The sequence below is a fragment of the Bradyrhizobium sp. USDA 336 genome, from assembly GCF_044908355.1.
GTDB classification, from domain to species: domain Bacteria; phylum Pseudomonadota; class Alphaproteobacteria; order Rhizobiales; family Xanthobacteraceae; genus Bradyrhizobium; species Bradyrhizobium yuanmingense.
The window spans coordinates 4724379-4750672 of record NZ_JBIYDC010000002.1; the positions used below are offsets into that span (position 1 = coordinate 4724379).

Here is a 26294-nt window from a genome sequence, read left to right on the forward strand (position 1 = left end):
GCGGGGCGGACTCGTCCCATATTCGCCTCATGGCGAAGAAACCTGCATCCTCCGAAACATCCGGCAAATCTCCGAAAACCAAGGCTCCGAACTCGAAGGCGCATCGCCCCGACGTGCAGCCGATCGGGCCGGCGCTGGCCGAACTGCTCAATCCCGCGATCAATCGCGGCGATGCGGGCTTGGGATCGGGCACCGGCCTGCAGCCGCCGCCGGACAATTCGCGCGACCGCCGCGCCGGGGGCGAGGCCGCCGCGCATCGCGCGCGGGCTTCGACGCCGAAGGAGTTTCCACAAGATGCGGCGCGGCCGATGCCGCTGCGGCCCAATCCGCAGCCGCCGGGCGCCCGTCAGTCCAGTGAGCTCGCCGGGCTGGAGGAGGCGCCGCAGGCCAATTACGGAACCGCGGCCACGATTCCGACGCTCGATCCGGAGCTGGCGCGGCAGCTCGGCCTGCCCACCGAGGAGGACGATGCCGAGGCGCTGGCGCGTCCGCCGCGGTCCAAGATGGAGGCGCTCGGCGTCAAGGCCACCGCGGATGCACTGGAATCGCTGATCCGCGAGGGCCGGCCGGAGTTCCGCAAGGGCGACGGCTCCATGAAGGTGTGGACGCCGCACCGTCCGCCGCGACCGGAAAAGTCCGAAGGCGGCGTCCGCTTCGAGATCAAGTCGTCCTACGAGCCCAAGGGCGACCAGCCGACCGCAATCGCCGAGCTGGTCGAAGGAATCAATCGCAACGACCGTTCGCAGGTGCTGCTCGGTGTCACCGGCTCCGGCAAGACCTACACCATGGCCAAGGTGATCGAGGCGACGCAGCGCCCGGCCCTGATCCTGGCGCCGAACAAGACGCTGGCCGCCCAGCTCTATGGCGAGTTCAAGAACTTCTTCCCCGACAACGCAGTCGAGTATTTCGTCAGCTATTACGACTACTACCAGCCGGAAGCGTATGTGCCCCGCACGGACACGTACATCGAAAAGGATTCCTCGATCAACGAGCAGATCGACCGCATGCGCCACTCGGCGACGCGCGCGCTGCTCGAACGCGACGACGTCATCATCGTCGCCTCGGTGTCCTGCATCTATGGTATCGGCTCGGTCGAGACCTACACCGCGATGACCTTCGCGCTGAAGAAGGGCGAGCGCATCGACCAGCGCCAGCTCATCGCCGATCTCGTCGCGCTGCAGTACAAGCGCACCCAGGCCGATTTCACCCGCGGCACGTTTCGCGTGCGCGGCGACGTCATCGACATCTTTCCGGCGCACTATGAAGACCGCGCCTGGCGCGTGAACCTGTTCGGCGACACCATCGAGAATATCGAGGAGTTCGATCCGCTCACCGGCCACAAGCAGGACGAGCTCGAATTCATCAAGATGTACGCCAACTCGCACTACGTGACGCCACGGCCGACGCTGGTGCAGGCGATCAAGTCGATCAAGTTCGAATTGAAGCAGCGGCTCGACCAGCTCAACAACCAGGGCCGCCTGCTGGAGGCGCAGCGGCTGGAGCAGCGCACCACCTTCGACCTCGAGATGATGGAGGCGACGGGCAGCTGCGCCGGCATCGAGAACTATTCGCGCTACCTCACCGGGCGTCGCCCCGGCGAGCCGCCGCCGACGCTGTTCGAATACGTGCCCGACAACGCGCTGATCTTCGCCGACGAGAGCCACGTCACCATCCCGCAGATCGGCGCGATGTTCCGCGGCGACTTCCGCCGCAAGGCGACGCTGGCCGAATACGGCTTCCGCCTGCCGTCCTGCATGGACAACCGCCCGCTCCGCTTCGAGGAATGGGACATGATGCGGCCGCAGACCGTCGCGGTGTCGGCAACCCCGGGCAGCTGGGAGCTGAACGAGAGCGGCGGCGTGTTCGTCGAGCAGGTCATTCGTCCCACCGGACTTATTGATCCTCCCGTTGATATTCGCCCGGCCCGCACGCAGGTCGACGATCTCGTCGGCGAAGTGCGCGCCACGGCGCAAGCGGGCTATCGCTCGCTGATCACGGTTCTCACAAAACGGATGGCCGAGGACCTCACCGAATATCTGCACGAGCAGGGCATTCGCGTCCGCTACATGCACTCGGACATCGACACGATCGAGCGCATCGAGATCATCCGCGATTTGCGTCTCGGTGCCTTCGACGCACTGGTCGGCATCAACCTCTTGCGCGAAGGCCTCGACATCCCCGAATGCGCGCTGGTCGCGATCCTCGATGCCGACAAGGAAGGTTTTCTGCGCAGCGAGACCTCTCTGATCCAGACCATCGGCCGCGCCGCGCGCAACGTCGACGGCAAGGTGATCCTCTACGCTGACCAGATGACGGGATCGATGGAGCGCGCCATCGCCGAGACCAACCGCCGCCGCGAGAAGCAGGTCGAGTACAACAACGCCAACGGCATCACGCCGGAGAGCGTGAAGAAGCAGATCGGCGACATCCTCAACTCGGTCTACGAGCGCGACCACGTGCTGGTCGAGGTCGGCGGCCACGACATGACCGACGACGTCATCTCGATCGGCCACAATTTCGAGGCCGTGCTCGCCGATCTCGAAACAAGGATGCGCGAGGCCGCTGCCGATCTGAACTTCGAGGAAGCCGCGCGCCTGCGCGACGAAGTCAAGCGCCTGCGCGCCACCGAGCTCGCCGTGGTCGACGACCCCACCGCCAAGCAGCGCACCGTCGCGACCAAGGCCGGCGCCTATGCCGGCACGAAAAAGTACGGCGATGCGGCCAACCTCCCCGTCAGCGCCATAAAGAACAAGAGCGCCGCTACCGCGCTGAAGGCCGGCGGCGGCAAAGGCTCCCGCGTGCACAAGCCGCATCTCGACGAGATGCACGGCCCGGAATCGCTGCCCTATCGAGAGAGCCGCGCGCTGCCGTCAAAGCCGTTCGGCAGCACCAGCCGCATCATCCAGCCGACGGATTCGCGGCAGTCGGGTCCGGAGTTCGGGCCGGCGCCGAAGTCGACGGGTGGCGCGCCGGGACGGCGCGGGGGGTGGAAGAAGAGGTAGACGCGTAGGTTTATCGGCGACGTTCGTGGTTACCCCCCTCACCCCACGCTCGCCGTCACCACCGCCATCACCGACAGCAGCAGCACGATCGTCACCAATTGCAGCGAGGCGACGGGCTGGGTGCGCCATGCCGTGATCTTGTCGGAGAGCGACAGATGGGCCTCGAAGAATTTCGGCTCGTAGACGGTCTTGAACAGGTGCGGGAAACTCGGGCCCAGGGTCACGGCCAGCGTCGCGTGGGCGAGCGAGGCAAATGCGATGAAGATGGCGACGCCGGGGTCGCCGACGAGGTCGTGGTCGCCGACGAGCTTGAGCAGGAAGGCCGCAGTGGCGAAGGTCGGGAAGCTCTGCAGAGCCGCAGTCAGCGCGAGGCCTTCGAGCGTGTTATGCAGGCGGGACTTTCTGGCATTGGCGATGGCGGCCATGGCACGTCTCCCTGATGACATGCCGATGACGGTAGTCGCGGCGCTGGAAGGGTGATGTGAGATGGGTCACGCGGGACGGGCCGGCTTCGCCTCGCTCCACTTGCGGCAAGCCTATCGCATATGAGCTGTCGGCCTATGGGCGCCGACTCTCTCCACGTCGTCATGGCCGGGCTTGTCCCGGCCATCCACGCCTTTCACGCAGCACGAAGAACGTGGATGCCCGGGACAAGCCCGGGCATGACGGCCTCTGGCTAATTCAAATGAAGTTTCCGTGCGCCTGTGCTGACGTTGCGCACGGCGCCATGCGCGTTGCGCCCCGCGCAACCGGATAGAGCGCGAATTCGTGCAGCTATCCCGCAATTCAACCTACAGTTGCATATCGTGAACCGAGCATTGCGCTCGTGCGTCAAAACGTCTGCAACATCCCTGTGATTTCGCGGATTGCCGGTGCGCGACACCGCGCGTTAGCGTTGCGGAACGCAACGGCATGGAACGAGGACCGGCGGGAATGACGGTGGAGCAGCTGAATCGCCAACGCGTCGTGCACCTGCTCGATGCCTTCGCGCGCGGCGATATCGAGACGGCGCTGGCCTGCTGCACCGACGACGTCTATTTCCTCACCCACGCGCCGATCGACGTGCTGCCGCACATGGTGCCGCGCCACGGCAAGCAGGAGCTGCGCGAGCTGTGGCAGACGGTCTGGTCGCGCTATTCGGAGGTTCGTTACAAGACGCCGCACATCGTCGCCGAGGGCGAGGCCGTCGCGACCTACATGCACGCTTTTTTCAAGAAGCGCAGCAACGACCGCATCGTGCAGTTCGACATGGCGGTGTTCTACACGTTCCGCGGCGGACTGGTGGCGGAGATGCGCGAGATCATCGATTCCTACGACCTGGTGCAGCAGGTGCTGGAACGGGAGATCGGGCCGCTGATCGCCGGGGCGGACTGAGCGCCGGGACCCGGACAATTACGGGGTTCTATTGTAAATCTCACAAAGAGCGATCAAGTGTGCATTGCGAAAACGTGAATTGCGTTTTGGCCGAAATCTGCTAATTTGTTCGTATACAAATGAGTTGGCCCCGGCGCCCGAGTGCGCATGGGGTTGTTTGCCGTTTTTTCCGTAAAGCCAGCTTCAGGACTGCCCCAAATGACAGAGCACAGCCTCTGGCGTTTCTCGCGCGCGTTGCACCGCGCGATCAACGACCGGCATTTCGCTGATATCGAGGTCCTGATCGACGAGGACGTCGAATGGGCGCTCTACGGCCCGATCGACATGTTTCCGTTCCTCGGCGCGCGCCAGGGCAAGGATGCCGTGCTCGACGTCATCCGCCAGCTCGCCGACAATTTCCAGGTCCGCCGCTTCGACCGCGAGAGCATCATGCTGGGCGTCGATTCCGCCGCCTCGATGGTGCGCTATTCGCTGACGGCGCTGGATTCCAACAAGCCGATCAGCCTGCGCGTGGCGCAGTTCGCCCAGTTCAAGGCCGGCAAGCTAATCAGCATGCGGGTGCTGATCGACACCTTCGACCTAGTCGAGCAGGCACTCGGCCGCGCCATTCATCTGCCGAAGATGACCAGCGTCGGCTAGCGCATGATCCGGCCCCGAAGGGCCGCGCTAGCGCATAGTGCGAAGCGGTTTTCCGAGAAGATCATGCGCAAACAACAACCTGAAGCGCGATGATGATCATCGCGCTTCAGGGGGGACGCCAACGGGCCCCGCTGTTCGGGACCGATGACGAGGCGATCGCGACGTCCTGGCCTCCAGCCCCGCCGGATGCCGTCGCATCACGAACCTGTCATCGGGCGCGCGCCTTTCGCGCGGCCCGTTGGTTCGCCTCCCCTTGCGAACCGCCACAATTCCGCAACGATAAACCGGCACTTTCAGCGCCGGAATGGCGCATGGTCATTGCGACCGCTATAGTGGGGCGGACAGCATGCGCTGGGGTTCGTGGGCAGGACGATGGAATTCTCGACAGGGTTTGGCTGGACCAGGCTGCCGTTGCTGGCGGCCGCATTCATCTTGGGCTCGGTCCTGACGTTACAGGCACAGATCATTCCGCCCTTCTCCTCGCCCGCATCCGACGACGAGGCCGAGGCGGCCGAAGCCCCCGACGTCAATGATCCCGACATCATGAAGGGCATCGACGTCGACAAGCTCGACTGGAGCCAGATCGCGGTCGATGCGGGGACCGGCATCGACCCGATGGCCGCCAAGAAGCGCGCGCAGGCCGCCGCCAGGGAAGGCCTCGACTGGTCGTCGAACCCCAATGCCAACGGCTCCTCGGCGGTGACCGTGAAGCAATCGGTGTCCTCGTTCTGGGATACCCGAGTCGGCGCCGACATGACGCTGGCGAGCGAGCCCAGGACGATGTCCGAGCTGCTGGCGCAGAAGGCCACCAACGGCGGCAACCTGCCGCAATCCTCGGGCAGCGCCTGGGCGACGGCAACCGCGCCGGGCGCGGGCGCGATCTGGGACAAGACCGCGGTGGAAGCCAGGGTCGATCCCGGCGCCGAGCACAGCAAGATCGGGGCGTCACTGACCAAATCGGTGCCGCTGTCAGGCGACACCTCGCTGACGCTGCAGAACGGCTACAGCGTCAACCAGCAGGGCACCAGTGCGGTCCCCGGCATCGGCGGCCACGTCACGCGCAATTACGAGACCGACCAGAGCGCCAAGGTCACCGTGACCGACACCGGCACCAGCATCGTTGCCGGCCAGACGCTGTCGACCACCGACGATAAATGGCTGCGCAAGCTCGGCGCCGAGCAGAAGCTGTTCGACAACGTCACCGTATCAGGCTCGGTCGGTGAAACCTCGCAAGGCACGCTGAACAAGAGCGTGACGGCGGGATTCAAGAAGAGCTGGTAGTGTCTTCGCCTCTCCCCGCCTGCGGGGAGAGGCCGGAATTTGCGACAGCAAATTCCGGGTGAGGGGGACTCTCCGCGAGTCCAACTCTCACCGTGATCGCGGAAGCAGCCCCTCACCCCACCCTCTCCCCGTAAGAACGGGGCGAGGGCGTGAAACACCGGCCGACCGCGCATTCACCTCGCACGCGATTCACCCTTCCCTAACCATACGCCACGGCAAAACCCCCGAATGGTCCGGCCTTGCCGCATCTCGGCCCATTTGCGGTCAAAATCGGACGCCCTGATGCGGCCTGCCTCACAGACGTCGTCGTGCGGGGGACACTCGCGCTGCGCTCAACGCGAACAGGGGAATAACGATGAACGCCATGCGTCCCGAAAAGATCGAAGCCACCGAGACCGAAACGGTCGACACCAACCTCGCCGCCGTGACCGAGGTCGAGGCCGGCATCCGCGATTTCGTCCGCAACGACATCGCCTATCTGCGCCGTCCGGCCGCGACCACCACCGACGCCCCGCCGCTAGACCCGAGCGCGGAAGCCACCGTCAACAACGTCAACTCGCTGATCCAGCGCGTCGCCGGCACCTCGCTCGCCGAGATCGAGAATTTGATCTCCGAGCTCGAGAGCCTGCGCGACCTGCTCCACGCCGAAGGCCAGCGCGTCCAGCGCGAGATCTCCGGCTACGCCCAGCTCAGCCAGGCCGCGATGAAGTCGACCCGCATGATCGCCGACAACGTCGCGCAGTGGAAGCGCGCCGCCGACGGCCTGCGCAACAGCTGATCGCCGGCACGAAACGCATCATCGGCCGCCGCGTTCCGGAAGGGACGCGGCGGTTTTGATTTCGAGGGAGGCCTCGTGCCCCGGACGCGATGCGGCACGCAGTGACGCGTCGCAGAGCCGGGGCCCATGTCACAGCATTTCTCCAGCGCGGCCTTCTGGGTCCCAGCTCTGCGCAGCAGCGTTGCACGCTGCAGCGCGTCCGGGACACGAGACTGCCGTTTGAACCCACCGCCGCTCCCGGGCGACAAACGCCAAGCGCCCGTGCCGTCGCGGCCGGGCTCAGGGGGACATTTCAGATGGAAAGCATTCGGCCCGACACCACGGACCCGATCCCGTTGCGGCCCGCGCCGAATCAATTCGGCACGATCATGCTGCGCTTTGTCGGGCTGCTGGCGGTTGCGATCGCCATCCTTGCGTTCGTCTATAGCCGCTGAGCTGCGGCCGGATGCCGGCCGCGATCGTTAACGAATCTTACCGGGCCGCTTCCACGGTCGAGGCTTCCAGCGTGTAGGCGCCATCGGCGTAGCCCTTCGCCACCATGCCCGCGACCAGCATCACGGCCAGCGTCGCGGTCGCGAAGATGAATCCAACAAATTTGAGTGCGCCGCGATCAGCCATGGTCCTCGTCCCCTGTCGTCTGCCTATTCGTTTCAAATAGACAGCGACAGGTTCATAATTAGTTAGCAACTGACTGGTTCCGCGAAACTGCTTCGCCGTAACCATGTTGCGCGGGCTTATGGCAGCCACCCGGAATCGCGTCCATAGCGCGCGGGCAACACTCGCGCACTCATTTGCCCGTTCATCTTGGAACAGATCTAACCGCCCTCGCGCAGCGGCACGAAGGCGGAGGCGGTGATGGAATAGACCTCCTCGCCGCGCTGGTTGGTGCCGGTGGTGCGGGCCGTCAAAATGCCCCAGCCGGGACGGGAGGCGGAGGCGCGCTTGTCGATGACTTCATTGACGTAAGCGACGGTATCGCCGGCGAGCACCGGCCTGATCCAGCGCAGGTCGCGAAAGCCTGGCGACGGGCCCCACACCGCGACCTCCTCGCCGCGCGAGGCGGCCTCGCGCGCCAGACGCTGGCCGTCGGCGACAAGCAGGCTCATGCAGGCCGAGCCGACATGCCAGCCCGAGGCCGCGAGCCCGCCGAACAGCGAGTTCTTGCCCTCCTCCTCATCGAGGTGAAAGCGCTGCGGATCGAACTTCGCGGCGAAGGTCTTGATCTTTTCCGCCGTGAACGTATAGGCGCCGATCTCGCGACGCTGACCGATCGCGATGTCTTCGAAGAACCGCATCAGGCCGCTCCTTCGCGCCGCTTGATCAGGATCGGCGAGGTCATCTCGGCGAGCGCCTGCCCCGCCGCATTGCGCGCGGTGCATTTGAACTTGACGATGCCGAGCTCAGGTCGGCTCTTCGAGGCCCGCGCTTCCAGGACATCGACGTCGAGCGTGAGATCGTCGCCGGGCCGCAGTGGCGACAGCCAGCGCACCTCGTCGACGCCGGGAGATCCCAGTGACGCGGCGCGCGTGATGAAGCCGTCGGCCATCATCCGCATCATCAGCGAGCACAGGTGCCAGCCCGAACCGGACAGGCCGCGCAGCATGCTCTCAGCTGCTGCCGCCTCGTCGAGATGCATCGGCTGCGGATCGAACTCGGCGGCGAAGGCCAATATCTCGTCGCGGGTGACGTGGCGCGGGCCGAACGTTCCGAACCGGCCAGGCGGGAAATCTTCGAAGGTCAGGGTCATCTCGGGAAAGCTTTGCGGGAATGACAGATTGTGGCCGCACTTTGCGGCAATCTCAACCCGCCGGCCCGCATGGCTCGTGCTACATACTTGAGATCGGCGTTGATTGAGTCGGATCGATCGACGGCCGAAGCCCGATTTGAAGTCCCGATTTGCCTTGGGGAGAGCAATGTTCTCATTCAGCGACCTGTTCCAATGGGACCGCTTCATCACGCCGACGATCATCAAGACCTTCTACTGGCTGGTGATCGCGCTGATCTGCCTGTTCGGGCTCTCCGGCATCTTCTCAGGGTTGGCTGCGATGGCGATCAGCCCGTTCGGCGGCTTCCTGGTGCTGCTGTCGTCGATCGCCAGCGTCGTGGTCGGCATCGTGTTCTCGCGCATCGTCGCGGAGCTGATCCTGATCGTCTTCCGCATCAACGAGCATCTCGGCGCGATCAGGGACCAGGGATCAGGGATGCGGTGATTCCCGTCATTCCGGGGCGCCTCGAAGAGGCGAGCCCGGAATCCATTGAGCCACAGAACAAGCGTATAGATGGATTCCGGGCTCGCGCTTCGCGCGCCCCGGAATGACCAGCTCCTACGTATTGAACCTGAAATGCATCACGTCGCCGTCGGCGACGACGTAGTCCTTGCCTTCGAGGCGGAGCTTGCCGGCATCGCGGGCGCCGGCTTCGCCGCCGAGCGCGACATAATCGTCATATGCGATGGTCTCGGCGCGGATAAAACCCTTCTCGAAATCGGTGTGGATCACGCCGGCCGCCGCCGGCGCCTTGGTGCCGCGATAGATGGTCCAGGCGCGCGCTTCCTTCGGGCCCACGGTGAAATAGGTGATGAGGTCGAGCAGGGTGTAGCCGGCGCGGATCAGGCGGTCGAGGCCGGCTTCTGCGAGGCCCAAAGTCTCCAGGAAGTCCGCGCGCTCGTCACGCGAGATGGTCGCGATCTCGGATTCGATCTTGGCGGAGATGACGACGGCAACCGCGCCCTCCTTCGCCGCCTGCTCCTCGACCGCCTTGGAGAAGGCGTTGCCGGTGGCGGCCGAGCCTTCCTCGACGTTGCAGACATAGAGCACGGGCTTGGACGACAGCAGGCCGAGCATCGAGAAGGCCCGCTCCTCCTCCGCCTTGCGCTCGACGAGGCGCGCGGGCTTGCCTTCGCGCAAGAGCACCAGGGTGCGGCCCACGAGATCGAGCTGCTCCTTGGCGTCCTTGTCGTTGCCCTTGGCCTTCTTGGTGAGATTGTCGATGCGCTTCTCGAGGCTGTCGAGATCGGCGAGCATCAGCTCGGTCTCGATGGTCTCGATGTCCGCGAGCGGGGCGATCTTGCCTTCGACATGGGTGATGTCGGAATCTTCAAAGCAGCGCACCACATGCGCGATGGCGTCGACCTCGCGGATATTGGCGAGGAACTGGTTGCCGAGGCCTTCGCCCTTGGAGGCGCCGCGCACGAGGCCGGCGATGTCGACGAAGGTCAGCCGGGTCGGGATGATCTGGCCCGACTTGGCGATGGCCGCGAGCTTGTCGAGCCTGGGATCGGGCACGGCGACCTCGCCGACATTCGGCTCGATGGTGCAGAACGGATAGTTCGCGGCCTGCGCCGCGGCCGTCTCGGTCAGCGCATTGAACAAGGTCGACTTGCCGACATTGGGCAATCCGACGATCCCGCATTTGAATCCCATGGTGGTCCTGGCCTCCGCGCTCCGCGCGTCAATATCTTCCGAACTCGTCATGCGCGGGCTTGACCCGCGCATCCATCTTCTTCGAACGATGGATCGCCGGATCAAGTCCGGCGATGACCGGTGTTATTCCTTGCCGTTCTCGTCCTTGGTCAAAAACCCCTTCGCCTGCATGGCCAGATGCACCCTGTTGGCGAAGGTCGCGTCCGTGCCCTTGGCAAGCAGCGCGGCGTGCTCGGCCACCGCATCGCAGAGCGTCGTCACCCATTCGTTGTCGGCCTTGGCGAAGTCCGACAGCACATGGCCGTGCACCAGCTCCTTGACGCCGGGATGACCGATGCCGAGCCGGACCCGGCGATAATCGTTGCCGACATGCGCCGAGATCGAGCGCAGGCCGTTGTGGCCGGCGATGCCGCCGCCGATCTTCACCCGCACCTTGCCCGGCGGCAGCTCGAGCTCGTCGTGGAACACGGTGGTGTCGCCCGCGGCGATCTTGAAGAAGCTCGCCGCTTCCTGAACGCTGCGGCCGGAGTCGTTCATGTAGGTCGTGGGCTTGAGCAGGATCACGCGCTCGGTGCCGAGCGCACCTTCCGAGGTCTCGCCCTGAAAGCGGCGGCGCCACGGCGCAAAGCCATGACGCCGCGCGATCTCATCGACGGCCATGAAGCCGATATTGTGCCGGTTACGTGCGTATTTCGCGCCGGGATTGCCGAGCCCAACAAAGAGTCGCATGACGCGGCGCGCCCCCCGCTCGGCGCGCGGTCAAGGACCGCGCGCCAGCTTCGAGAGATTACTTCTTCTTGTCGCCGCCGGCGGGAGCCTTGGCAGCAGCGGCAGGAGCAGCAGCCGGTGCCGCAGCACCAGCGGCCGGAGCAGCCGCAGCGCCCGGGGCCGCACCAGCAGCGGCAGCCGCAGCAGCCGCCTTCTGCTCTTCGGCGTAACCGGACGGCGGAACGATGGTGACGAGGGTCGCGTCCTCGCGGGTCAGCGCCTTGACGCCGGCCGGCAGCTTGACGTCGGCCAGATGCAGGGAGTGACCGATCTCGAGCGAGCCGACATCGGCCTCGATGTACTGCGGGATGCTCTCGACGCCGCATTCGAGCTCGATCGCGTGCGCGACGATGTTGACGGTGCCGCCGCGCTTCACGCCCGGAGAGGTTTCCGCCTTCACCACGTGCAGGGGAACGCTGATGCGGATGGTGGCGCCTTCGCCCAGCCGCATGAAGTCGACATGGATCGGGAAGTCCTTGACCGGGTCGAGGTGGTAGTCGCGCGGAATGACGCGGTGCTTCTTGCCCTCGAGGTCGATGTCGACCAGCGTGGTCAGGAACCGGCCGGCAAGGATGCGCTGGCGCAGTTCACGATCTTCGATCGAGATCGTCAGCGGGGGCTGGTTGTTGCCGTAGATCACTCCGGGCACTCGCCCGGCGCGACGCTCAGCCCGGGCGGCCCCCTTGCCGCTCTTCGGACGTGCGGTCGCCTTCAATTCCTTGACGGTCGTCGCCATGTCGTTAAGTCCTTGTTTTTGCAAAAGTTAATGGGCCGCAAGGCGGCCCATGGCATGGTCCACAGCAAGCCTCCAGGGGTGCGGGGGCCGCGGACGTGGCGGGCTTTTACCCGGAAGCTGCGGAAATGACAAGGAGAATGGGCTGGCGGGCGGTTTCCTCCCCCTCCAGGGAAGGTCAGAGAGACCGCGCTTTAAGACGTCGGGGTCCCCCCCAGCTTGGCCTCCAGCGCTGCGATCCGCGTCTTCAGGGCTTCGTTCTCCTCGCGCGCCAGGCGCGCCATGTCCTTGACCGCCTCGAACTCCTCGCGCTTGACGAGGTCCATGTCGCGCAGGAATTTCTCGGCCTGGCTGCGCATCACGGAATCGAACTCACGCTTGACGCCCTGGGCAGCACCGGCGGCGTCGTTCATCAGGCGGCCGATCTCGTCGAAAAACCGGTTGTTGGTCTGGGTCATTGTGGGCCTCCGATAAACTTTGCGCGACCTCGCGGAAAGACAATGGCAATCCGACGAGGCCGGTTCAAGGGCGAAGCGGCGGTATCCTTGTCATGGGCCGGTTTCCTTGCAATCGTATTCAACTGCCCTGCATAAGAAGAATCGCACGGCGCCTGCCGGTGCTCCTTCGCCGCAATCTCGTCCAGACTCAGAAGGCGCGATGCCCTTTCTGCTCATCGACTTCCCCGCCTTCAACCCGATCGCGCTCGAGATCGGTCCGTTCGCGATCAAATGGTATGCCCTGGCCTATATCTGCGGCATCGTGTTCGGCTGGCTTTATGCCCGCGCGCTGCTGAAGAGCGAACGCCTGTGGGGCGGACCCGCGCCGATCTCGCTGCTTCAGATCGATGACTTCATCCTGTGGGTCACGCTCGGCATCATCCTCGGCGGCCGCGCCGGCTACGTGCTGTTCTACAACCTGCCCTTCTTCATCGATCATCCCGCCGCGATCTTTAAGTTGTGGGAGGGCGGGATGTCGTTCCACGGCGGCTTCCTCGGTTGCGTCGTCGCGGTGATGTGGTTCGCCTACCGCAACGGCATCTCGATCCTGTCGCTCGGCGACATCACCACCGCGGTCGCCCCGGTCGGACTCTTGCTCGGACGCATCGCCAATTTCATCAACGGCGAATTGTGGGGCCGCGCCACCGACCCGAGCCTGCCCTGGGCGATCATCTTCCCCAACGATCCCACGCAGTTGCCGCGGCATCCAAGCCAGCTCTACCAAGCCGGCATGGAGGGCATCCTGCTGTTCACCGTGCTGGCGATCATGATCCGGTTCGGCGCCTTGAAGCGCCCCGGCATGATCCTCGGCGCCTTCATCCTGGTCTATGGCCTGGCCCGCATCGCCGGGGAGCATTTCCGCGAGCCGGACGCGCAGCTCGGTTTTCTCTGGGGCGGATTAACCATGGGCATGCTGCTGTCGATCCCGATGCTTATCGTCGGCCTCATACTTATTGTATTGGCAGTGAGGCGCGGTGCGCTGACGCCCGTCGAGGCCATTCGTTAATTCATTTCGAGAAGATCGCCGTGACCGACCAGCCGCTGCTCAACGAGATCAAGGCGCTGATCAAATCTTCCGGGCCGATGCCGGTCTGGCGGTACATGGAACTTTGCCTGATGCATCCGCGGTACGGCTATTACGTCTCGCGCGATCCGCTCGGGCGCGAGGGCGACTTCACCACGGCGCCCGAAGTCAGCCAGATGTTCGGCGAGCTGTTGGGGTTGTGGACCGCCTCGGTCTGGAAGCAGATGGGCTCGCCGCAATTCCTGCGGCTGATCGAGCTCGGCCCCGGCCGCGGCACCATGATGGCGGATGCGCTGCGCGCGCTCCGCGTGCTGCCCCCGCTCTACCAGGCGCTCCACATCCACATGGTCGAGGTCAATCCCGTGTTGCGGGACCGGCAGAGCGCGACGCTCGCCAACGTGCGCAACATCGCCTGGCACGACAGCATCGACGAGGTGCCGGAGGGCCCCAGCATCATCCTCGCCAACGAATATTTCGACGTGCTGCCGATTCACCAGATGGTTCGGCTCGAGAACGGCTGGCACGAGCGCGTGATCGAGATCGATCCCAACGGCAAGCTTCAGTTCGGCGCGGCGCCGGAGCCGACGCCGCGCTTCGACGTGCTGCTGCCGCCATTGGTGCGTGCCGCGCCCATCGGCGCCGTGTTCGAGTGGCGTCCCGACGGCGAGATCATGAAGCTCGCCACGCGCGTGCGCGACCAGGACGGCGCGGCGCTGATCATCGATTACGGCCACCTCCGCAGCGACGCTGGCGACACGTTCCAGGCGATTGCGCGCCACACCTTCGCCGATCCCTTGAAGGCGCCGGGCCAGGCCGACGTCACCGCCCATGTCGACTTCCAGGCGCTGGCGCGCGCGGCCGAGGATGTCGGCGCGCGCGTGCATGGGCCGGTCACGCAAGGCGACTTCCTCAAGCGGATCGGCATTGATACCCGCGCCGCCGCCCTGATGCAGAAAGCTGCGCCCGATGTTGCCACCGACATTTCGGTGGCGCTCAAGCGCCTGACCGATACCGGGCGTGGCGGCATGGGTTCGATGTTCAAGGTGCTCGGCATCTCCGAGCCGCGGCTGACGGGCCTTGCCGGCCTCAGCGATCTGGAACAGGCAGGAGAGGCCTCATGACGATAGCTTCGTCGCTGCTGTCGGCCGTGCCCGGCCTGCGCCATGCCTTCTTCACCCGCGAAGGCGGCGTCTCCGGCGGCATTTATTCCGCGCTGAACGGCGGGCTCGGCTCCAACGACGATCAGGCCCTGGTCGCCGAGAACCGCCGCCGCATGGCCGAGCATGTCGGCGTTGCGCCCGAGCGCTTCCTCAGCCTGCACCAGATCCATTCGCCCGACGTGCTGGTTGCCGAGGCACCGTGGCCGAGCGGGCCGCGACCAAAAGGCGACGCGCTGGTGACGAAGACGCCAGGCATCGCGCTCGGCGTCTCCACCGCCGATTGCGGGCCGGTGTTGTTCGTGGATCCCCAGGCGCGCGTGATCGGTGGCGCGCATGCGGGGTGGAAGGGCGCACTGACGGGCGTGCTGGAATCCACCATCGCGGCGATGGAGCAGCTCGGCGCCACGCGCGGCGGCATCATCGCCGCGATCGGCCCGTTGATCCGCCAGGACAGCTACGAGGTCGGCAACGAGTTCGTCGCGCGCTTCATCGAACAGGATGCGGAGAACGTTGTGTTCTTCATCCCCTCGGTGCGCGAGGGCCACGCGATGTTCGATCTCGCCGGCTTCATCCGCAAGCGGCTGGAGGCCGCCGGCATCCTGATGATCGACGATCTCGGCCTCGACACCTATTCCGACGAGCGCTTCTTCAGCTATCGCCGTTCGGTGCACCGCAAGGAGCCGGATTACGGCCGCCACGTTCACGCGATTGCGCTGGAGGGATGAGGCCTCGCGCCCCGGACGCGGTGCAGCACGTAAGTGATGCGCCGCTGAGCCGGGGCCCATGTCTCTGCAATCTCAATCTCGGCGGCAATCTGGGTCCCGGCTCAGCGCAGCGGCACTGCGCGCCGCTGCGCGTCCGGGACACAGGGCAACCCCGTCATTCCGGGGCTCGCGAAGCGAGAACCCGGAATCCATCGTGCGGCAATTCACGCTGCGAAATGGATTCCGGGTTCGATGCTTGCGCATCGCCCCGGAATGACGGTGGGGGGTGCGGCTCGCCCGCCCTAGACGTTAATGCGTTTTAACGATATCGCTGCCCTCCATAATGAGGGACGCGTCATTCATCTTTCGCCGCGCGGGTTCGCGCGTGCTGGCGGTCATGCTGCTGGCAGCGGCGGCCGCGCTGGGCGGCTGCGGCGGCGGCAGTGCCGTCAATTCCTATGCGATGGCGCCGAGCGCCGGCAGCGGGGCCACTATCGCCTTCGAATCGATCGACGGGCCACCTCCGCAAGTGTTCGACCGCATGGTCGGCGTGCTCGACAGCGAATCCAAGCTGCGCAGCCTGTCCGTGGTCTCCCGCGAGGGCACGGCTGCCTATCGCGTGCGCAGCTACCTCTCCGCCCAGGTGGTGCGCGGCAAGACCGTGATCGCCTGGGTCTGGGACGTCTACGACGCCAACCAGCAGCGCGCGCTGCGTCTCTCCGGCGAGGAACCGACCTCGGCCAAGGGCGGGCGCGACGCGTGGTTGGCTGCCGACGACCTCGTGCTGCGGAAGATCGCCCAGGCCGGATTCAGCGGACTTTCCAACATGATCAACGGAACGCCGGATGCACCCGGCGCGGCTCCGGCATTGCGCGGACCGGCGGTGGCCAGCGTCGTCAAGGACGCTCCCGCGCCGGACATGCCGGCATCAGCGCTCGGCTATGCCGAGCAATAACCCCCGCTAAACCACGGCCTCAACTTGCGGCCAAGCCGTTGGCCCGACTCAGGATTTTCAAAGGGAAAACGTAGCATCCCGGGTTGCCATTGCGGCCTTCCGCCTGATATTTCCTCGCCCGTCGTAACCGTGCTGCCAGCGGGTATTCTCAGATGTTGAAGGTCGTATCCAGCAAAGCGCGGGAGGAAGCGTCCATGTCGGCCAAAAACGGCTCCATCAAGCTCGTCGCCGGCAACTCCAATCCGGCCCTCGCCCAGGCGATCGCGCAAGGGCTCGACCTGCCGCTGACCAAGGCGGTGGTACGGCGCTTCGCCGATATGGAGATCTTCGTCGAGATCCAGGAGAACGTCCGCGGCTCGGATGCCTTCGTCATTCAGTCGACCTCGTTCCCCGCCAACGACCATCTGATGGAATTGCTGATCATCACCGACGCGCTGCGCCGCTCCTCGGCGCGCCGCATCACCGCGGTGCTGCCCTATTTCGGCTACGCAAGGCAGGACCGTAAGTCAGGCTCACGCACGCCGATCTCGGCCAAGCTCGTCGCCAACATGATCACGCAGGCCGGCGTCGACCGCGTCATGACGCTCGACCTGCATGCCGGCCAGATCCAGGGCTTCTTCGACATTCCGACCGACAACCTGTTCGCCGCGCCGCTGATGGTGCGCGACATCAAGGACAAGTTCGACCTGACCAAGACGATGGTGGTCTCGCCCGACGTCGGCGGCGTCGCCCGCGCGCGCGGCCTCGCCAAGCGCATCAACACCCCGCTCGCGATCGTCGACAAGCGCCGCGAGCGGCCGGGCGAGTCCGAGGTCATGAACGTGATCGGCGACGTCTCCGGCCACACCTGCATCCTCGTCGACGACATCGTCGATTCCGGCGGCACGCTGGTGAACGCGGCCGATGCGCTGCTCGCCAAGGGCGCCAAGGACGTCTACGCCTACATCACCCACGGCGTGCTCTCCGGCGGCGCGGCGGCGCGCATCGCCGGCTCCAGGCTGAAGGAGCTGGTGATCACCGATTCGATCCTGCCGACCGACGCGGTGACCAAGGCGCCGAACATCCGCACCCTGCCAATCGCCAGCCTGATCTCGGATGCGATCGCGCGCACGGCGGCGGAAGAATCGGTGTCGAGCCTGTTCGATTGATTTGATCTAGCACCGTCATTCCGGGGCGGCGCGCCAGCGCCGAACCCGGAATCCATCCTGCAGCAATCCGTGTCGATCAACGGATTCCGGGTTCGCGCTGCGCGCGCCCCGGAATGACCATTGCCTACCCCACGATCCCCGCTGCGACCTGGCCGCGCAGGCGCTCCAGGCCGTGCAACGTCTCCGCGCAGGCGGTCGCGACCTCGACGCCCTTGATCGCAAAGTGCTTGCGGAAGAAATCGTAGTGCACCTCAGTCTCGTGGAATTGCTGCGGCGTCAGCACGGCCGAGAACACCGGCACCTCCGTGCGCAGCTGCACGTCCATCAGCGCCTTGATCACGGTGTCGGCGACGAATTCGTGGCGGTAGATGCCGCCGTCGACGACGAGACCGGCCGCGACGATTGCGGTGTAGCGCCGCGTCTTGGCGAGGACCTGCGCGTGCAGCGGGATCTCGAACGAGCCCGGCACCTCGAAAACGTCGACATGGGTGAGGTGGCGGGCTTCCGCCTCCTTCATGAAGGCGATGCGGGCTTCCGCGACCACGTCGCGGTGCCAGCAGGCCTGCACGAAGGCCACCCGCTGTGGCTTCGCGAAACGCGGATGCGCAGGGGCCGGATCCACGGGAACCGGCGGCGGCGTTTGGGACGTTTCGGTTTGGGGGTCTTGCAGCATCTGATTCATGGCTTTCCTCGGTTTAAGGACCAGAATCAGGGCACACGGAACGACAAACAGCCGCATCGTCTCGATGCGCCTGCCAGCGACCGTTCTCTTTCATCCGGACTTTAACCGTCGGCTTCGGAGTTGCACCGAATCTGCTGACCCTTCCGTTCGGGATAAACCCTTGCGGAAGGCGCTCGCGGGCTTGGGCCTGTCGGCCCTTACCGCCGGTGGGGACTTTCACCCCGCCCTGAGAACATCGGCCGTCCGGGATGAACGGCCTATCAGGAAATATGCCGCCGCCGGGCAGTCGCGGCAAGCGTGTTCCGCATGGGCCAAGCGCATGGTCCCATGTCCGCACGGCGGCCCGGCCCTCGCCCCACGGAATTTGCGGCGAGCTTTTTTGCCGAATCCGATTCCGGTTTGTTCTCGTCCGTTAAGAATTGTGGCGGAGATGAGCTGTGGACGAACGAGTCCTGGCTTGTGGACGGACTCGCGACCCCGTTGCGCAGATTCCGCAAATCACATCACTTGATCCGCGACAGGCCCGCGCTGATCCGAGGGATCGCAACAGCGACTCCGAGGGGATTGCAAAGGCCGATCCGAGGGACGCCGCAGCGACGTTTAGGGAGTGCGCGCCGGGCCCAACCGCGTGCGTATCAAAGACAACAAGAAGGCAAGAGGTCGAGACGGCATGTCCCTGCTCGAAGGCACTATCGATTCCAGAAACCATCCGCTCGCGGTGGTCGAGGACATCGCCGCCAGCAACAACTGGCCGTTCGAACGCTCCGGCGAGGACGAGCTCACGATTGTCTCCAAGGGACAATGGACCGACTACCAGCTCTCCTTCACCTGGATGGGCGAGATCGAGGCGCTGCATCTGGCCTGCGCCTTCGACATGAAGATTCCGCCCGCGCGCCGCGGCGAGGTGCAGCGGCTCGTTGCCGCCGTGAACGAGCAGCTGTGGGTCGGCCATTTCGACCTGTGGACCAACACCGGCATGGTGATGCACCGCCAGGCCCTGGTGCTGCCGGGCGGCCTCACCGCCTCGCCGGCGCAATGCGAGGTCATGCTCGCCGGCGCCATTCATGCCTGCGAGCGCTACTTCCCCGCGTTCCAGTTCGTGGTGTGGGCCGGCAAGAGCACCGCGGAGGCGATGGACGCGGCAATGTTCGATACGGTGGGCGAGGCGTAGGGCCTACCAAGGCGCGAGGGCGGCAGCTCCCTCCCCACGTCATCCCGGACAAGCGCGCCCAAAGCGCGCGCCGATCCGGGATCCATACCGCGTGATGTCGCTTGTGGCACAACGCTTGTTGCTCTGCCCTCCGTCCATTAGAACGGCCTGTGGTTATGGATCCCCGCCTTCGCGGGGACGACACCGAGTAATTGGCGACACCGATGGCGAACAGCACCCTCGAAAAGGTCACCGGCACCATCCTGCTCGCCGGCGCCGGCAAGATGGGCGGCGCGATGCTGACCGGATGGCTTTCGGGCGGGCTCGATCCGCGCCGCGTCGCGGTGATCGAGCCGCACATTGCGCCCGAGATCTCCGCGCTGGCCGCCAAGGGCGTCGTGCTCAATCCCGATGTGAGCGCCGCCGGCGCCGTCGAGACGCTGGTCGTGGCGGTGAAGCCGCAGATGTTCCGCGAGGCCGGCGCCAAGCTGAAGCCGTTCGTCTCGGACAAGACGTCGGTGGTCTCGATCATGGCGGGCACCACGATCGCCGCGCTCCAGGAGGTCTGCGGCGGCGCCGTGGTGCGCGCAATGCCGAACACGCCGGCCGCGATCGGCCGCGGCATCACCGTCGCTGTCGCGGCGAACGACGTCAGCGCCGCGCAGCGCGCGATAGCGGATGCGCTGCTGCGCGCCACCGGCTCGGTCGAATGGGTCGAGGACGAAGGATTGATGGACGCGGTCACCGCCGTGTCCGGCTCGGGCCCGGCCTATGTGTTCCTGCTCACTGAGGAGCTCGCCCGCGCCGGCGTCGAAGCGGGACTGCCCGAAGCGCTGGCAACCAAGCTCGCCCGCGAGACCGTCGCCGGCTCCGGCGAACTGCTGCATCGATCGGAGCTTCCCTCCGCCACCCTGCGCCAGAACGTCACCTCGCCCGGCGGCACCACGGCCGCAGCGCTCAGTGTGCTGATGGGCGAGCCGGGCCTGCGCGAACTCATGATCCGCGCCATCGCGGCGGCGACGCAGCGGTCGAAGGAGCTGGCGAAGTAGGACAGTGCCGTAGGGTGGGCAAAGCGAAGCGTGCCCACCACCTTCATACGAGTCTGAGCAGAGATGGTGGGCACGGCGCTTTGCGCCTTTGCCCACCCTACGGCGTCGTGCCCGCGGCCAACCGCCTGTTGAACATCTCGACATTGACGAGCCCGCGGGCGTGGTGGCCTTCGCCGAGCTTGCGCGGGCCCTCGAACGCCTCGACCTCGAAGCGAATGACGCGGCGCTCGACGGCGACCACCTTTGCGGTGGTCCGCACGGTCGCGCCGACGAGCGCGGCGGCAAGATGGCGGATGTCGACCTCGGTACCGACAGTGACCCAGCCCGGCTGAAGCGCTGAGCGGATCGCATCGCCCGATGTCATCTCCATCTCCAGGATCATCATCGGCGTCGCGTAGACAAAAGGCATGCCTGATACGAAATGCCCGACGGTGCGCTCCATCGGCACCACCAGCGTGCGCTCGGCGCTCATGCCCGTTGTGATGAAGTCGCGTGCGTCCATGGACCCTCACACTCAGTGTCGTCCCGGACAAGCGCGCCGCGCGCGCCGATCCGGGACCCATAATCACAGGACGTCGTGGTTGCGGGGACTCGGAGTGACCGCTTCATTCCACAAACCACTTCCTGTGGTTATGGCTCCCGGATCTGCGCTGACGCTTGTCCGGGACGACAGCGGCGCTTGCCGCAACGGCGATGGCTACTTCTTCGCCGCCGCCGCGCGCTCCACGAAGGTCTTGCCGCCCTTCATCTTGTGACGGAGCGGGGCTTCGTTGATCTGGATGACGACGGCATCGGCATCGACGCCGAGATTCTTCACCAGCGCCTGGGTGATGTCGCGCATCATGCCGGCCTTCTGCTCGTCGGTACGGCCTTCGGCCATGCTGATGGTGATCTCAGGCATTGTTCTCTCCCTGCTGCTGTCGTCATGGCCGGGCTTGTCCCGGCCATCCACGTTCTCTTCTATCAAACAAGACGTGGATGCCCGGGACAAGCCCGGGCATGACGCGGCCTGCGAATAGCTAGCCCCACTTCACGTCATGGCGGCCCAGGACTTCGCGCACCTTGGCGACGAGATCGGCTTCGCTGCACGAGAACTGCGCCGGCCGGCTCTCGCGCCATTCCTGGTTGGAGGCGATCGCGGCGGCCGCCTTGGCGCCCTCGATCAGGTCCTTGACCTGCACCTCGCCGCGCGCCTTTTCATCCGAACCCTGGATGATGACGCAAGGTGAGTTGCGGCGATCGGCATATTTGAGCTGGTTGCCCATGTTCTTGGGATTGCCCAGATAGAGCTCGGCACGGATGCCGGCGCTGCGCAAGCTCGCCACCATCTTCTGGTAGTCGGCGACGCGGTCGCGGTCGAACACGGTGACGACAACGGGGCCGAATTCGGGCCGCGTGTCGAGCTTGCCGAGCAGCGTCAGCGCCGCCTGCAGCCGCGACACGCCGATCGAGAATCCGGTCGCCGGCACCGGCTCGCCGCGGAAGCGCGAGACGAGGCCGTCATAACGCCCGCCGCCACCGACCGAGCCGAAGCGCACCGGGCGGCCCTTCTCGTCCTTGGTATCGAGCAGGAGTTCGACCTCGTAGACGGGACCGGTGTAGTATTCGAGGCCGCGCACGACCGAGGGATCGATCTTGATACGATCCGCACCATAGCCCGAGGCCGTGACCAGTTTTGCAATCTCTTCCAGCTCGCTGACGCCGGCCTGACCGACTTCGCTCTTGGCGAGATAGGTTTCTGCCGCGGCAATTGCTTCTTTCCAATCCTCGCGCGGCTTGGTGATGGCGAGAACAACATCGGCTTCCGCCGCGCTCAAATTGGCGCCTTTGGTGAAGTCGCCCTTGCCTTCCTCGCCGCCATCCCAGCGTCCGGGACCGAGCAGCTTGCGCACTTCATCCGCGGAAAACTTGTCGAGCTTGTCGATCGCGCGCAGCACGGTCAGTCGGCGCGCCGCATTTTCCTCACCCGCGAGGCCAATGGCTTCCAGCACGCCATCGAGCACCTTGCGGTTGTTCACCTTCACCACGTACTGGCCGCACGCGATGCCGAGCGCCTCCATCGTGTCGGCCGCCATCATGCAGATTTCGGCATCCGCCGCCGGCGTCGCCGAGCCGACCGTGTCGGCATCGAACTGCATGAACTGGCGGAAGCGGCCGGGGCCGGGCTTCTCGTTGCGGAAGACGTAGCCAACGCGGTAGCTGCGATAGGGCAGCACCAGACCATCTGTACCGTAGCGCTCACCGACGTACCGGGCGAGCGGCGCGGTGAGGTCGTAGCGCAGGCTGATCCATTGCTCGTCGTCGTCCTGGAACGAGAACACGCCCTCGTTCGGACGATCTTGATCCGGCAGGAATTTGCCGAGCGCGTCGGTATATTCCATCGCCGGCGTCTCCACCGGTTCGAAACCGTAGAGCTCGTAGACGGCGCGGATCTTCTCGACCATCTCGCGCGTCGCCCGGATCGCGGCAGGATCGCGATCCTCGAGCCCGCGCGGCAGGCGCGCCTTCAGTTTCTGGGGTTTTTTGGGTTTCTCGGCCATGCGCGGCGTTTACCAGCCGGGGCGCAAGGCGGCAACTGCCCTACGGCTGCTCCATTCGCGCCCGGAGCGCGTCCGCGTCGGCCTTTGGCAGCGATTTCAGCGTCGACTTGATGGTCTCGCCGCCGACGATCTTGCCGTTGCGCATGAACATCCAGTCCGAGATGTCGGCCTCCGCGAACTTGACCTTATCGCCGGCTCGCTTGCCCGGCAGATCGCGCGGCTCGTTGGCGAAGACGCCGGTCAAGGTCCCGTCGGGCAGCTTCTTCACCTCACCGATCCAGATGTGCTCCCCGCCCTTGCGGGTCGTAAAGCGCACCTTCAAAGCGTGACCAGACTCGGACGGCTTGGGCGATTCATAGGAGGCCCAGAAGGTCGGCAGCGAGCCGCGGGCGCGAGCGATCGCGGTGTTCATCTCGGGGTCGGTGGTGCGTACGTCAACGATCGGCGAGCGGTCCTGCGCTGCGACCTCGTGCGTCGGGCCGATGGTCAGAATGCCGAAAACGCAAACGCCGGTGATGGCGGCGAGAACGACCCATTTTATGGGTTGGGAGAGCTTTGTTGCCATGGTCGCGATGTCCGGAACGCTCGTTGTGTCCTGGCTTTGTCGCACGTCGGCAGCAGCACGTTCAGTGCGCAATAAGCCACAAACGTTGCGCTTTTTACCCTCCGCTGGAGGGTGATCAAAACACCTTGCGGATCCAGTTGTGGGGATCGTTGGTGCGGCCGTACTGGATGTCGACGAGCTGCTTGCGCAGGCCCATGGCGACCGGGCCGGCGACGCCGCCCGAGATGTCGAAATCGCCGCTGACCGAGCGCACCTTGCCGATCGGCGAGATCACGGCGGCGGTGCCGCAGGCGAAGGCTTCCTTCAGCCTGCCTGAGGCCGCGTCCTTGCGCCACTGCTCGAGCGTATAGGGTTCTTCGCGCACCGTCTTGCCGGCGTCGCGGGCGAGCGTGATGATGGAGTCGCGGGTGATGCCGGGCAGGATGGTGCCGAGCGGCGGCGTCGACAGCGAGCCGTCGTCGAACACGAAGAACACGTTCATGCCGCCGAGCTCCTCGATGTAGCGGCGCTCGACCGCGTCAAGGAAGACGACCTGGTCGCAGCCGTGCTGAATCGCTTCGGCCTGGGCGCGCAGGCTCGCGGCATAATTGCCGCCGCATTTGACCGCGCCGGTGCCGCCGATCGCGGCGCGCGTGTAGTTCTCCGACACCCAGATCGAGACCGGCGCGGGCCCGCCCTTGAAGTAGGAGCCGACCGGCGAGGCGATCACCGCAAAGATGTATTCGGACGATGGCTTGACGCCGAGGAAGGTCTCGCTCGCGATCATGAACGGGCGCAAGTAAAGGCTGCCCTCGCCGCCCGGCATCCAGGCGCGGTCGATGCGCACGACCTGCTCGACCGCCTCGATGAAGACGTCTTCGGGCAGCTGCGCCATCGCCATGCGATCGGCCGAGTCCTTGAAGCGGCGCGCATTGGCGTCGGGACGGAACAGGTTCACCCCGCCGTCGTCGCGCTTGTAGGCCTTCAAGCCTTCGAAGATCTCCTGGGCGTAGTGCAGAACCGCGCCGGCGGGATCGAGCTGGAAGTTGGCGCGCGCCTCGATTTTCGCCTCGTACCAGCCGCCCTTGGCCTGGTTGTAGCGGACGATTGCCATGTGATCGGTGAAGATCCGCCCGAAGCCGGGATCCACCAGCTTGGCGACGCGGTCCTTCTCGGGCGTCGGATTGGATGCGGGCTGGATGTCGAATGTCATGCTCATGTCCTTGCCTCCCGCTGCCGGTGGCGGCGCTATTTCTCGCGCCCGCCTGCCCGCTCGGGCCCGGCTGGCTTGATTGGTTTCTGGCTGGACCGCCGCCAGCCATGTTACGGCCGGTTTCCGCAGCCAGCATGTCATCGAGGACATGCTTTTGCGGAAGGCGGAAGTCCAGTATGTTTTGCCGAAATGCCGCTCGACAATTGCACGGTAGATCTGCTTCGGCCGTCGCCGCCTGTCCGGCTCTCTCCGGCCGTCCTGCTCCGACGCCACCCGGCGCGAAACGATCTAAAATTTCGTGCGGGTCGATCGTTTTGTAACATTGAACCCAAGATACGTCAATATGCCTGACATAAATTTCGCGACTCCTTCTCAAGACGCTGCCGCGCCCCGGCCGGCCGCAGGCGATGGAGGCAATTTGCGCTGGGATATCATCGAGCTGCTGTTCTTCGCCTATCGCGATTTCGTCGGCGATCCCGACCAGGAGCTGGAGGCGTTCGGCTTCGGCCGGGCCCATCACCGGGTCATGCATTTCGTCTACCGCTATCCCGGGCTCAAGGTCGCCGACCTGCTCGACGTCCTGCGCATCACCAAACAGTCGCTCGGCCGGGTGCTGAAGCAGCTCCTGGACGAGGGCTATATCGTGCAGAAGACCGGCGACAATGATCGTCGCCAGCGGCTGCTCTACGCGACGCCGAAGGGCGAGGCGCTGGTGCAGAAGCTCGCCGGGCTGCAGACCACGCGGATCACCAGGGCGCTCGCGGAGATGGGTCCGCAGGATGCCGAGACGGTCAAGCGCTTCCTGCGCGCAATGATCGATCGCGACGATCCGGACAAGGTGCTGGAGACGATCTTCGCTTCCGTCAAACAAGACGCCAAGGAGTGACCGTGCCGCTCGCAGCCACGCTCACGCGCCCGCCGGTGCAACCGGCCGACGATGCCCCGCATCTCTTGCTGGTCGACGACGACCGCCGCATCCGCGACCTGCTCTCGCGCTTTCTTGCAAGTGAAGGCTACCGCGTCACCACCGCGGCGAGCGCCGGCGATGCGCGCTCGAAGCTGATGGGCCTGCATTTCGATCTCCTGATCCTCGACGTCATGATGCCCGGCGAGACCGGCTTCGACCTCGCCCGCTTCATCCGCACCTCGTCCTCGGTGCCGATCGTGATGCTGACGGCGCGCCACGAGGCGGAAGCCCGCATCGAAGGCCTGCAGATCGGCGCCGACGATTACGTCGCAAAACCGTTCGAGCCGCGCGAGCTGGCGCTGCGCATCAACAACATTCTCAAGCGCGCCGCGCCGCCGCCGCAGGCCACGACGCTCGAGAAGATCGCCTTCGGCCCCTATGTCTACCATCTCGAACGCGGCGAATTGCGCCAGGGCGAGGAGGTCATCCACCTCACCGACCGCGAGCGCGAGATGCTGAGGATTCTCGCGGAGACGCCGGGCGAGACCGTGCCGCGCAGCGCGCTGACCGGCAATGGCAGCGTCAACGAGCGCGCCGTCGACGTGCAGATCAACCGCCTCCGGCGCAAGATCGAGACCGATCCCGCCAATCCGCTGTTCCTGCAGGCGGTGCGCGGCATCGGCTACCGCCTGGTGGCCTCGCCCTGAACCGCAGTGAAGCGCGC

At 65.4% G+C, this 26294-nt stretch carries 30 protein-coding genes and 1 riboswitch; of the genes, 16 read left to right on the forward strand and 14 right to left on the reverse strand.

The features are described 5' to 3' along the window. Positions 1-29: 29 nt before the first annotated feature. Complete coding sequence (uvrB, locus tag ABIA45_RS23055) at positions 30-3002, forward strand: excinuclease ABC subunit UvrB (protein ID WP_404653782.1); 2973 nt, start codon at positions 30-32, stop codon at positions 3000-3002. Between the two features lie 38 nt (positions 3003-3040). Here the strand turns inward: uvrB and ABIA45_RS23060 are convergent, their stop codons facing one another. Further along, positions 3041-3427: a hypothetical protein gene (locus ABIA45_RS23060; protein ID WP_404653784.1), complete on the reverse strand. Its 387-nt coding sequence runs from the start codon at positions 3425-3427 to the stop codon at positions 3041-3043. Positions 3428-3935: 508 nt separating this feature from the next. On the opposite strand from ABIA45_RS23060, the gene ABIA45_RS23065 reads away from it, so the two are divergent. From ABIA45_RS23065 to ABIA45_RS23085, 5 genes are all read left to right on the forward strand, one after another. Beyond that, positions 3936-4376: a nuclear transport factor 2 family protein gene (locus tag ABIA45_RS23065; protein ID WP_275498585.1), complete on the forward strand. Its 441-nt coding sequence runs from the start codon at positions 3936-3938 to the stop codon at positions 4374-4376. A gap of 198 nt (positions 4377-4574) precedes the next feature. Next, complete coding sequence (locus ABIA45_RS23070; protein ID WP_271539006.1) at positions 4575-5015, forward strand: nuclear transport factor 2 family protein; 441 nt, start codon at positions 4575-4577, stop codon at positions 5013-5015. A gap of 372 nt (positions 5016-5387) precedes the next feature. Next, a complete protein-coding gene (locus ABIA45_RS23075) occupies positions 5388-6296 on the forward strand; it encodes a hypothetical protein (protein WP_128264794.1) in 909 nt (302 codons plus the stop codon). 355 nt (positions 6297-6651) lie between these two features. Further along, positions 6652-7074, forward strand: a complete 423-nt coding sequence (locus tag ABIA45_RS23080; RefSeq protein WP_036009414.1) for a hypothetical protein — start codon at positions 6652-6654, stop codon at positions 7072-7074. A 296-nt stretch (positions 7075-7370) separates the two neighbouring features. Then, complete coding sequence (locus ABIA45_RS23085; protein ID WP_007614812.1) at positions 7371-7508, forward strand: hypothetical protein; 138 nt, start codon at positions 7371-7373, stop codon at positions 7506-7508. Positions 7509-7545: 37 nt separating this feature from the next. Here the strand turns inward: ABIA45_RS23085 and ABIA45_RS23090 are convergent, their stop codons facing one another. The 3 genes from ABIA45_RS23090 to ABIA45_RS23100 all read right to left on the reverse strand — a co-directional run bounded on the left by ABIA45_RS23090 (position 7546) and on the right by ABIA45_RS23100 (position 8821). After that, positions 7546-7692 (reverse strand): hypothetical protein, encoded by a 147-nt coding sequence (locus ABIA45_RS23090; RefSeq protein ID WP_198399945.1) that lies wholly within the window; start codon positions 7690-7692, stop codon positions 7546-7548. Between the two features lie 197 nt (positions 7693-7889). Continuing rightward, complete coding sequence (locus ABIA45_RS23095; RefSeq protein WP_157286537.1) at positions 7890-8369, reverse strand: MaoC family dehydratase; 480 nt, start codon at positions 8367-8369, stop codon at positions 7890-7892. Further along, positions 8369-8821 (reverse strand): MaoC family dehydratase, encoded by a 453-nt coding sequence (locus ABIA45_RS23100; RefSeq protein ID WP_036027191.1) that lies wholly within the window; start codon positions 8819-8821, stop codon positions 8369-8371. The genes ABIA45_RS23095 and ABIA45_RS23100 overlap by 1 nt, the downstream gene beginning before the upstream one ends. Positions 8822-8987: 166 nt before the next feature. Between ABIA45_RS23100 and ABIA45_RS23105 the strand changes: the two genes are divergently transcribed. Beyond that, positions 8988-9284, forward strand: a complete 297-nt coding sequence (locus tag ABIA45_RS23105; protein WP_028134403.1) for a DUF4282 domain-containing protein — start codon at positions 8988-8990, stop codon at positions 9282-9284. 114 nt (positions 9285-9398) lie between these two features. Here the strand turns inward: ABIA45_RS23105 and ychF are convergent, their stop codons facing one another. From ychF to ABIA45_RS23125, 4 genes are all read right to left on the reverse strand, one after another. After that, entirely contained in the window at positions 9399-10496 is a 1098-nt protein-coding gene (gene ychF, locus ABIA45_RS23110; RefSeq protein ID WP_404543991.1) for a redox-regulated ATPase YchF, read from the reverse strand. A 123-nt stretch (positions 10497-10619) separates the two neighbouring features. Then, the gene (gene pth / locus ABIA45_RS23115; RefSeq protein ID WP_404653787.1) at positions 10620-11225 is read right to left on the reverse strand and encodes an aminoacyl-tRNA hydrolase; all 606 of its coding nucleotides are present in this window, start codon (positions 11223-11225) and stop codon (positions 10620-10622) included. Positions 11226-11283: 58 nt separating this feature from the next. After that, positions 11284-12000 (reverse strand): 50S ribosomal protein L25/general stress protein Ctc, encoded by a 717-nt coding sequence (locus ABIA45_RS23120; protein WP_057027685.1) that lies wholly within the window; start codon positions 11998-12000, stop codon positions 11284-11286. Positions 12001-12191: 191 nt separating this feature from the next. After that, positions 12192-12455, reverse strand: a complete 264-nt coding sequence (locus ABIA45_RS23125) for an accessory factor UbiK family protein (protein WP_157286535.1) — start codon at positions 12453-12455, stop codon at positions 12192-12194. Positions 12456-12654: 199 nt separating this feature from the next. Here ABIA45_RS23125 and lgt point away from each other — a divergent pair, with 199 nt between their 5' ends. The 5 genes from lgt to ABIA45_RS23150 all read left to right on the forward strand — a co-directional run bounded on the left by lgt (position 12655) and on the right by ABIA45_RS23150 (position 17485). Beyond that, entirely contained in the window at positions 12655-13500 is an 846-nt protein-coding gene (gene lgt / locus ABIA45_RS23130) for a prolipoprotein diacylglyceryl transferase (protein WP_404653790.1), read from the forward strand. A 20-nt stretch (positions 13501-13520) separates the two neighbouring features. Continuing rightward, the gene (locus ABIA45_RS23135) at positions 13521-14639 is read left to right on the forward strand and encodes a class I SAM-dependent methyltransferase (protein ID WP_172788749.1); all 1119 of its coding nucleotides are present in this window, start codon (positions 13521-13523) and stop codon (positions 14637-14639) included. Then, positions 14636-15403 carry a peptidoglycan editing factor PgeF gene (gene pgeF / locus ABIA45_RS23140; protein ID WP_271539025.1) on the forward strand — a complete coding sequence of 256 codons (768 nt, stop codon included), beginning with the start codon at positions 14636-14638 and terminating at the stop codon, positions 15401-15403. The genes ABIA45_RS23135 and pgeF overlap by 4 nt, the downstream gene beginning before the upstream one ends. Before the next feature lie 322 nt (positions 15404-15725). Next, positions 15726-16337 (forward strand): hypothetical protein, encoded by a 612-nt coding sequence (locus ABIA45_RS23145; RefSeq protein WP_404653792.1) that lies wholly within the window; start codon positions 15726-15728, stop codon positions 16335-16337. Between the two features lie 194 nt (positions 16338-16531). Beyond that, positions 16532-17485, forward strand: a complete 954-nt coding sequence (locus ABIA45_RS23150) for a ribose-phosphate pyrophosphokinase (RefSeq protein ID WP_036009398.1) — start codon at positions 16532-16534, stop codon at positions 17483-17485. 124 nt (positions 17486-17609) lie between these two features. Here ABIA45_RS23150 and ABIA45_RS23155 read toward each other — a convergent pair whose 3' ends face one another. After that, entirely contained in the window at positions 17610-18167 is a 558-nt protein-coding gene (locus ABIA45_RS23155; protein ID WP_036027167.1) for a 6,7-dimethyl-8-ribityllumazine synthase, read from the reverse strand. Between the two features lie 78 nt (positions 18168-18245). Continuing rightward, positions 18246-18405, reverse strand: a riboswitch (FMN riboswitch). A 432-nt stretch (positions 18406-18837) separates the two neighbouring features. On the opposite strand from ABIA45_RS23155, the gene ABIA45_RS23160 reads away from it, so the two are divergent. Both ABIA45_RS23160 and proC read left to right on the forward strand, forming a co-directional pair. Next, positions 18838-19338 carry a YbjN domain-containing protein gene (locus tag ABIA45_RS23160; RefSeq protein ID WP_025033850.1) on the forward strand — a complete coding sequence of 167 codons (501 nt, stop codon included), beginning with the start codon at positions 18838-18840 and terminating at the stop codon, positions 19336-19338. Positions 19339-19541: 203 nt separating this feature from the next. Continuing rightward, a complete protein-coding gene (gene proC, locus ABIA45_RS23165; protein ID WP_275498572.1) occupies positions 19542-20366 on the forward strand; it encodes a pyrroline-5-carboxylate reductase in 825 nt (274 codons plus the stop codon). Positions 20367-20463: 97 nt separating this feature from the next. Here proC and ABIA45_RS23170 read toward each other — a convergent pair whose 3' ends face one another. From ABIA45_RS23170 to ABIA45_RS23190, 5 genes are all read right to left on the reverse strand, one after another. Continuing rightward, on the reverse strand, positions 20464-20868 hold the full coding sequence (locus ABIA45_RS23170; protein WP_404653795.1) for a thioesterase family protein: 405 nt from the start codon (positions 20866-20868) through the stop codon (positions 20464-20466). 195 nt (positions 20869-21063) lie between these two features. Next, positions 21064-21318, reverse strand: coding sequence for a tautomerase family protein (locus ABIA45_RS23175; protein ID WP_275498569.1), 255 nt, complete (start codon positions 21316-21318; stop codon positions 21064-21066). A 67-nt stretch (positions 21319-21385) separates the two neighbouring features. After that, a complete protein-coding gene (gene hisS, locus ABIA45_RS23180) occupies positions 21386-22906 on the reverse strand; it encodes a histidine--tRNA ligase (protein WP_404653796.1) in 1521 nt (506 codons plus the stop codon). Between the two features lie 40 nt (positions 22907-22946). Continuing rightward, positions 22947-23471 carry a YegJ family protein gene (locus tag ABIA45_RS23185; protein ID WP_404653797.1) on the reverse strand — a complete coding sequence of 175 codons (525 nt, stop codon included), beginning with the start codon at positions 23469-23471 and terminating at the stop codon, positions 22947-22949. Between the two features lie 115 nt (positions 23472-23586). After that, positions 23587-24669, reverse strand: a complete 1083-nt coding sequence (locus ABIA45_RS23190) for a branched-chain amino acid aminotransferase (RefSeq protein ID WP_271539042.1) — start codon at positions 24667-24669, stop codon at positions 23587-23589. Between the two features lie 337 nt (positions 24670-25006). Between ABIA45_RS23190 and ABIA45_RS23195 the strand changes: the two genes are divergently transcribed. Both ABIA45_RS23195 and ABIA45_RS23200 read left to right on the forward strand, forming a co-directional pair. After that, entirely contained in the window at positions 25007-25549 is a 543-nt protein-coding gene (locus ABIA45_RS23195; protein ID WP_057027673.1) for a MarR family winged helix-turn-helix transcriptional regulator, read from the forward strand. After that, a complete protein-coding gene (locus ABIA45_RS23200) occupies positions 25546-26277 on the forward strand; it encodes a response regulator (RefSeq protein WP_271539045.1) in 732 nt (243 codons plus the stop codon). The genes ABIA45_RS23195 and ABIA45_RS23200 overlap by 4 nt, the downstream gene beginning before the upstream one ends. The last annotated feature ends 17 nt before the right edge of the window (positions 26278-26294 follow it).

Excerpts from the sequence above, each read along its gene's own strand:
- uvrB (WP_404653782.1), top strand. The coding sequence starts at position 30 with ATGGCGAAGAAACCTGCATCCTCCGAAACATCCGGCAAATCTCCGAAA.
- ABIA45_RS23060 (WP_404653784.1), bottom strand. The coding sequence starts at position 3,427 with ATGGCCGCCATCGCCAATGCCAGAAAGTCCCGCCTGCATAACACGCTC.
- ABIA45_RS23065 (WP_275498585.1), top strand. The coding sequence starts at position 3,936 with ATGACGGTGGAGCAGCTGAATCGCCAACGCGTCGTGCACCTGCTCGAT.
- ABIA45_RS23070 (WP_271539006.1), top strand. The coding sequence starts at position 4,575 with ATGACAGAGCACAGCCTCTGGCGTTTCTCGCGCGCGTTGCACCGCGCG.
- ABIA45_RS23075 (WP_128264794.1), top strand. The coding sequence starts at position 5,388 with ATGGAATTCTCGACAGGGTTTGGCTGGACCAGGCTGCCGTTGCTGGCG.
- ABIA45_RS23080 (WP_036009414.1), top strand. The coding sequence starts at position 6,652 with ATGAACGCCATGCGTCCCGAAAAGATCGAAGCCACCGAGACCGAAACG.
- ABIA45_RS23085 (WP_007614812.1), top strand. The coding sequence starts at position 7,371 with ATGGAAAGCATTCGGCCCGACACCACGGACCCGATCCCGTTGCGGCCC.
- ABIA45_RS23090 (WP_198399945.1), bottom strand. The coding sequence starts at position 7,692 with ATGGCTGATCGCGGCGCACTCAAATTTGTTGGATTCATCTTCGCGACC.
- ABIA45_RS23095 (WP_157286537.1), bottom strand. The coding sequence starts at position 8,369 with ATGCGGTTCTTCGAAGACATCGCGATCGGTCAGCGTCGCGAGATCGGC.
- ABIA45_RS23100 (WP_036027191.1), bottom strand. The coding sequence starts at position 8,821 with ATGACCCTGACCTTCGAAGATTTCCCGCCTGGCCGGTTCGGAACGTTC.
- ABIA45_RS23105 (WP_028134403.1), top strand. The coding sequence starts at position 8,988 with ATGTTCTCATTCAGCGACCTGTTCCAATGGGACCGCTTCATCACGCCG.
- ychF (WP_404543991.1), bottom strand. The coding sequence starts at position 10,496 with ATGGGATTCAAATGCGGGATCGTCGGATTGCCCAATGTCGGCAAGTCG.
- pth (WP_404653787.1), bottom strand. The coding sequence starts at position 11,225 with ATGCGACTCTTTGTTGGGCTCGGCAATCCCGGCGCGAAATACGCACGT.
- ABIA45_RS23120 (WP_057027685.1), bottom strand. The coding sequence starts at position 12,000 with ATGGCGACGACCGTCAAGGAATTGAAGGCGACCGCACGTCCGAAGAGC.
- ABIA45_RS23125 (WP_157286535.1), bottom strand. The coding sequence starts at position 12,455 with ATGACCCAGACCAACAACCGGTTTTTCGACGAGATCGGCCGCCTGATG.
- lgt (WP_404653790.1), top strand. The coding sequence starts at position 12,655 with ATGCCCTTTCTGCTCATCGACTTCCCCGCCTTCAACCCGATCGCGCTC.
- pgeF (WP_271539025.1), top strand. The coding sequence starts at position 14,636 with ATGACGATAGCTTCGTCGCTGCTGTCGGCCGTGCCCGGCCTGCGCCAT.
- ABIA45_RS23145 (WP_404653792.1), top strand. The coding sequence starts at position 15,726 with ATGAGGGACGCGTCATTCATCTTTCGCCGCGCGGGTTCGCGCGTGCTG.
- ABIA45_RS23150 (WP_036009398.1), top strand. The coding sequence starts at position 16,532 with ATGTCGGCCAAAAACGGCTCCATCAAGCTCGTCGCCGGCAACTCCAAT.
- ABIA45_RS23155 (WP_036027167.1), bottom strand. The coding sequence starts at position 18,167 with ATGAATCAGATGCTGCAAGACCCCCAAACCGAAACGTCCCAAACGCCG.
- ABIA45_RS23160 (WP_025033850.1), top strand. The coding sequence starts at position 18,838 with ATGTCCCTGCTCGAAGGCACTATCGATTCCAGAAACCATCCGCTCGCG.
- proC (WP_275498572.1), top strand. The coding sequence starts at position 19,542 with ATGGCGAACAGCACCCTCGAAAAGGTCACCGGCACCATCCTGCTCGCC.
- ABIA45_RS23170 (WP_404653795.1), bottom strand. The coding sequence starts at position 20,868 with ATGGACGCACGCGACTTCATCACAACGGGCATGAGCGCCGAGCGCACG.
- hisS (WP_404653796.1), bottom strand. The coding sequence starts at position 22,906 with ATGGCCGAGAAACCCAAAAAACCCCAGAAACTGAAGGCGCGCCTGCCG.
- ABIA45_RS23185 (WP_404653797.1), bottom strand. The coding sequence starts at position 23,471 with ATGGCAACAAAGCTCTCCCAACCCATAAAATGGGTCGTTCTCGCCGCC.
- ABIA45_RS23190 (WP_271539042.1), bottom strand. The coding sequence starts at position 24,669 with ATGAGCATGACATTCGACATCCAGCCCGCATCCAATCCGACGCCCGAG.
- ABIA45_RS23195 (WP_057027673.1), top strand. The coding sequence starts at position 25,007 with ATGCCTGACATAAATTTCGCGACTCCTTCTCAAGACGCTGCCGCGCCC.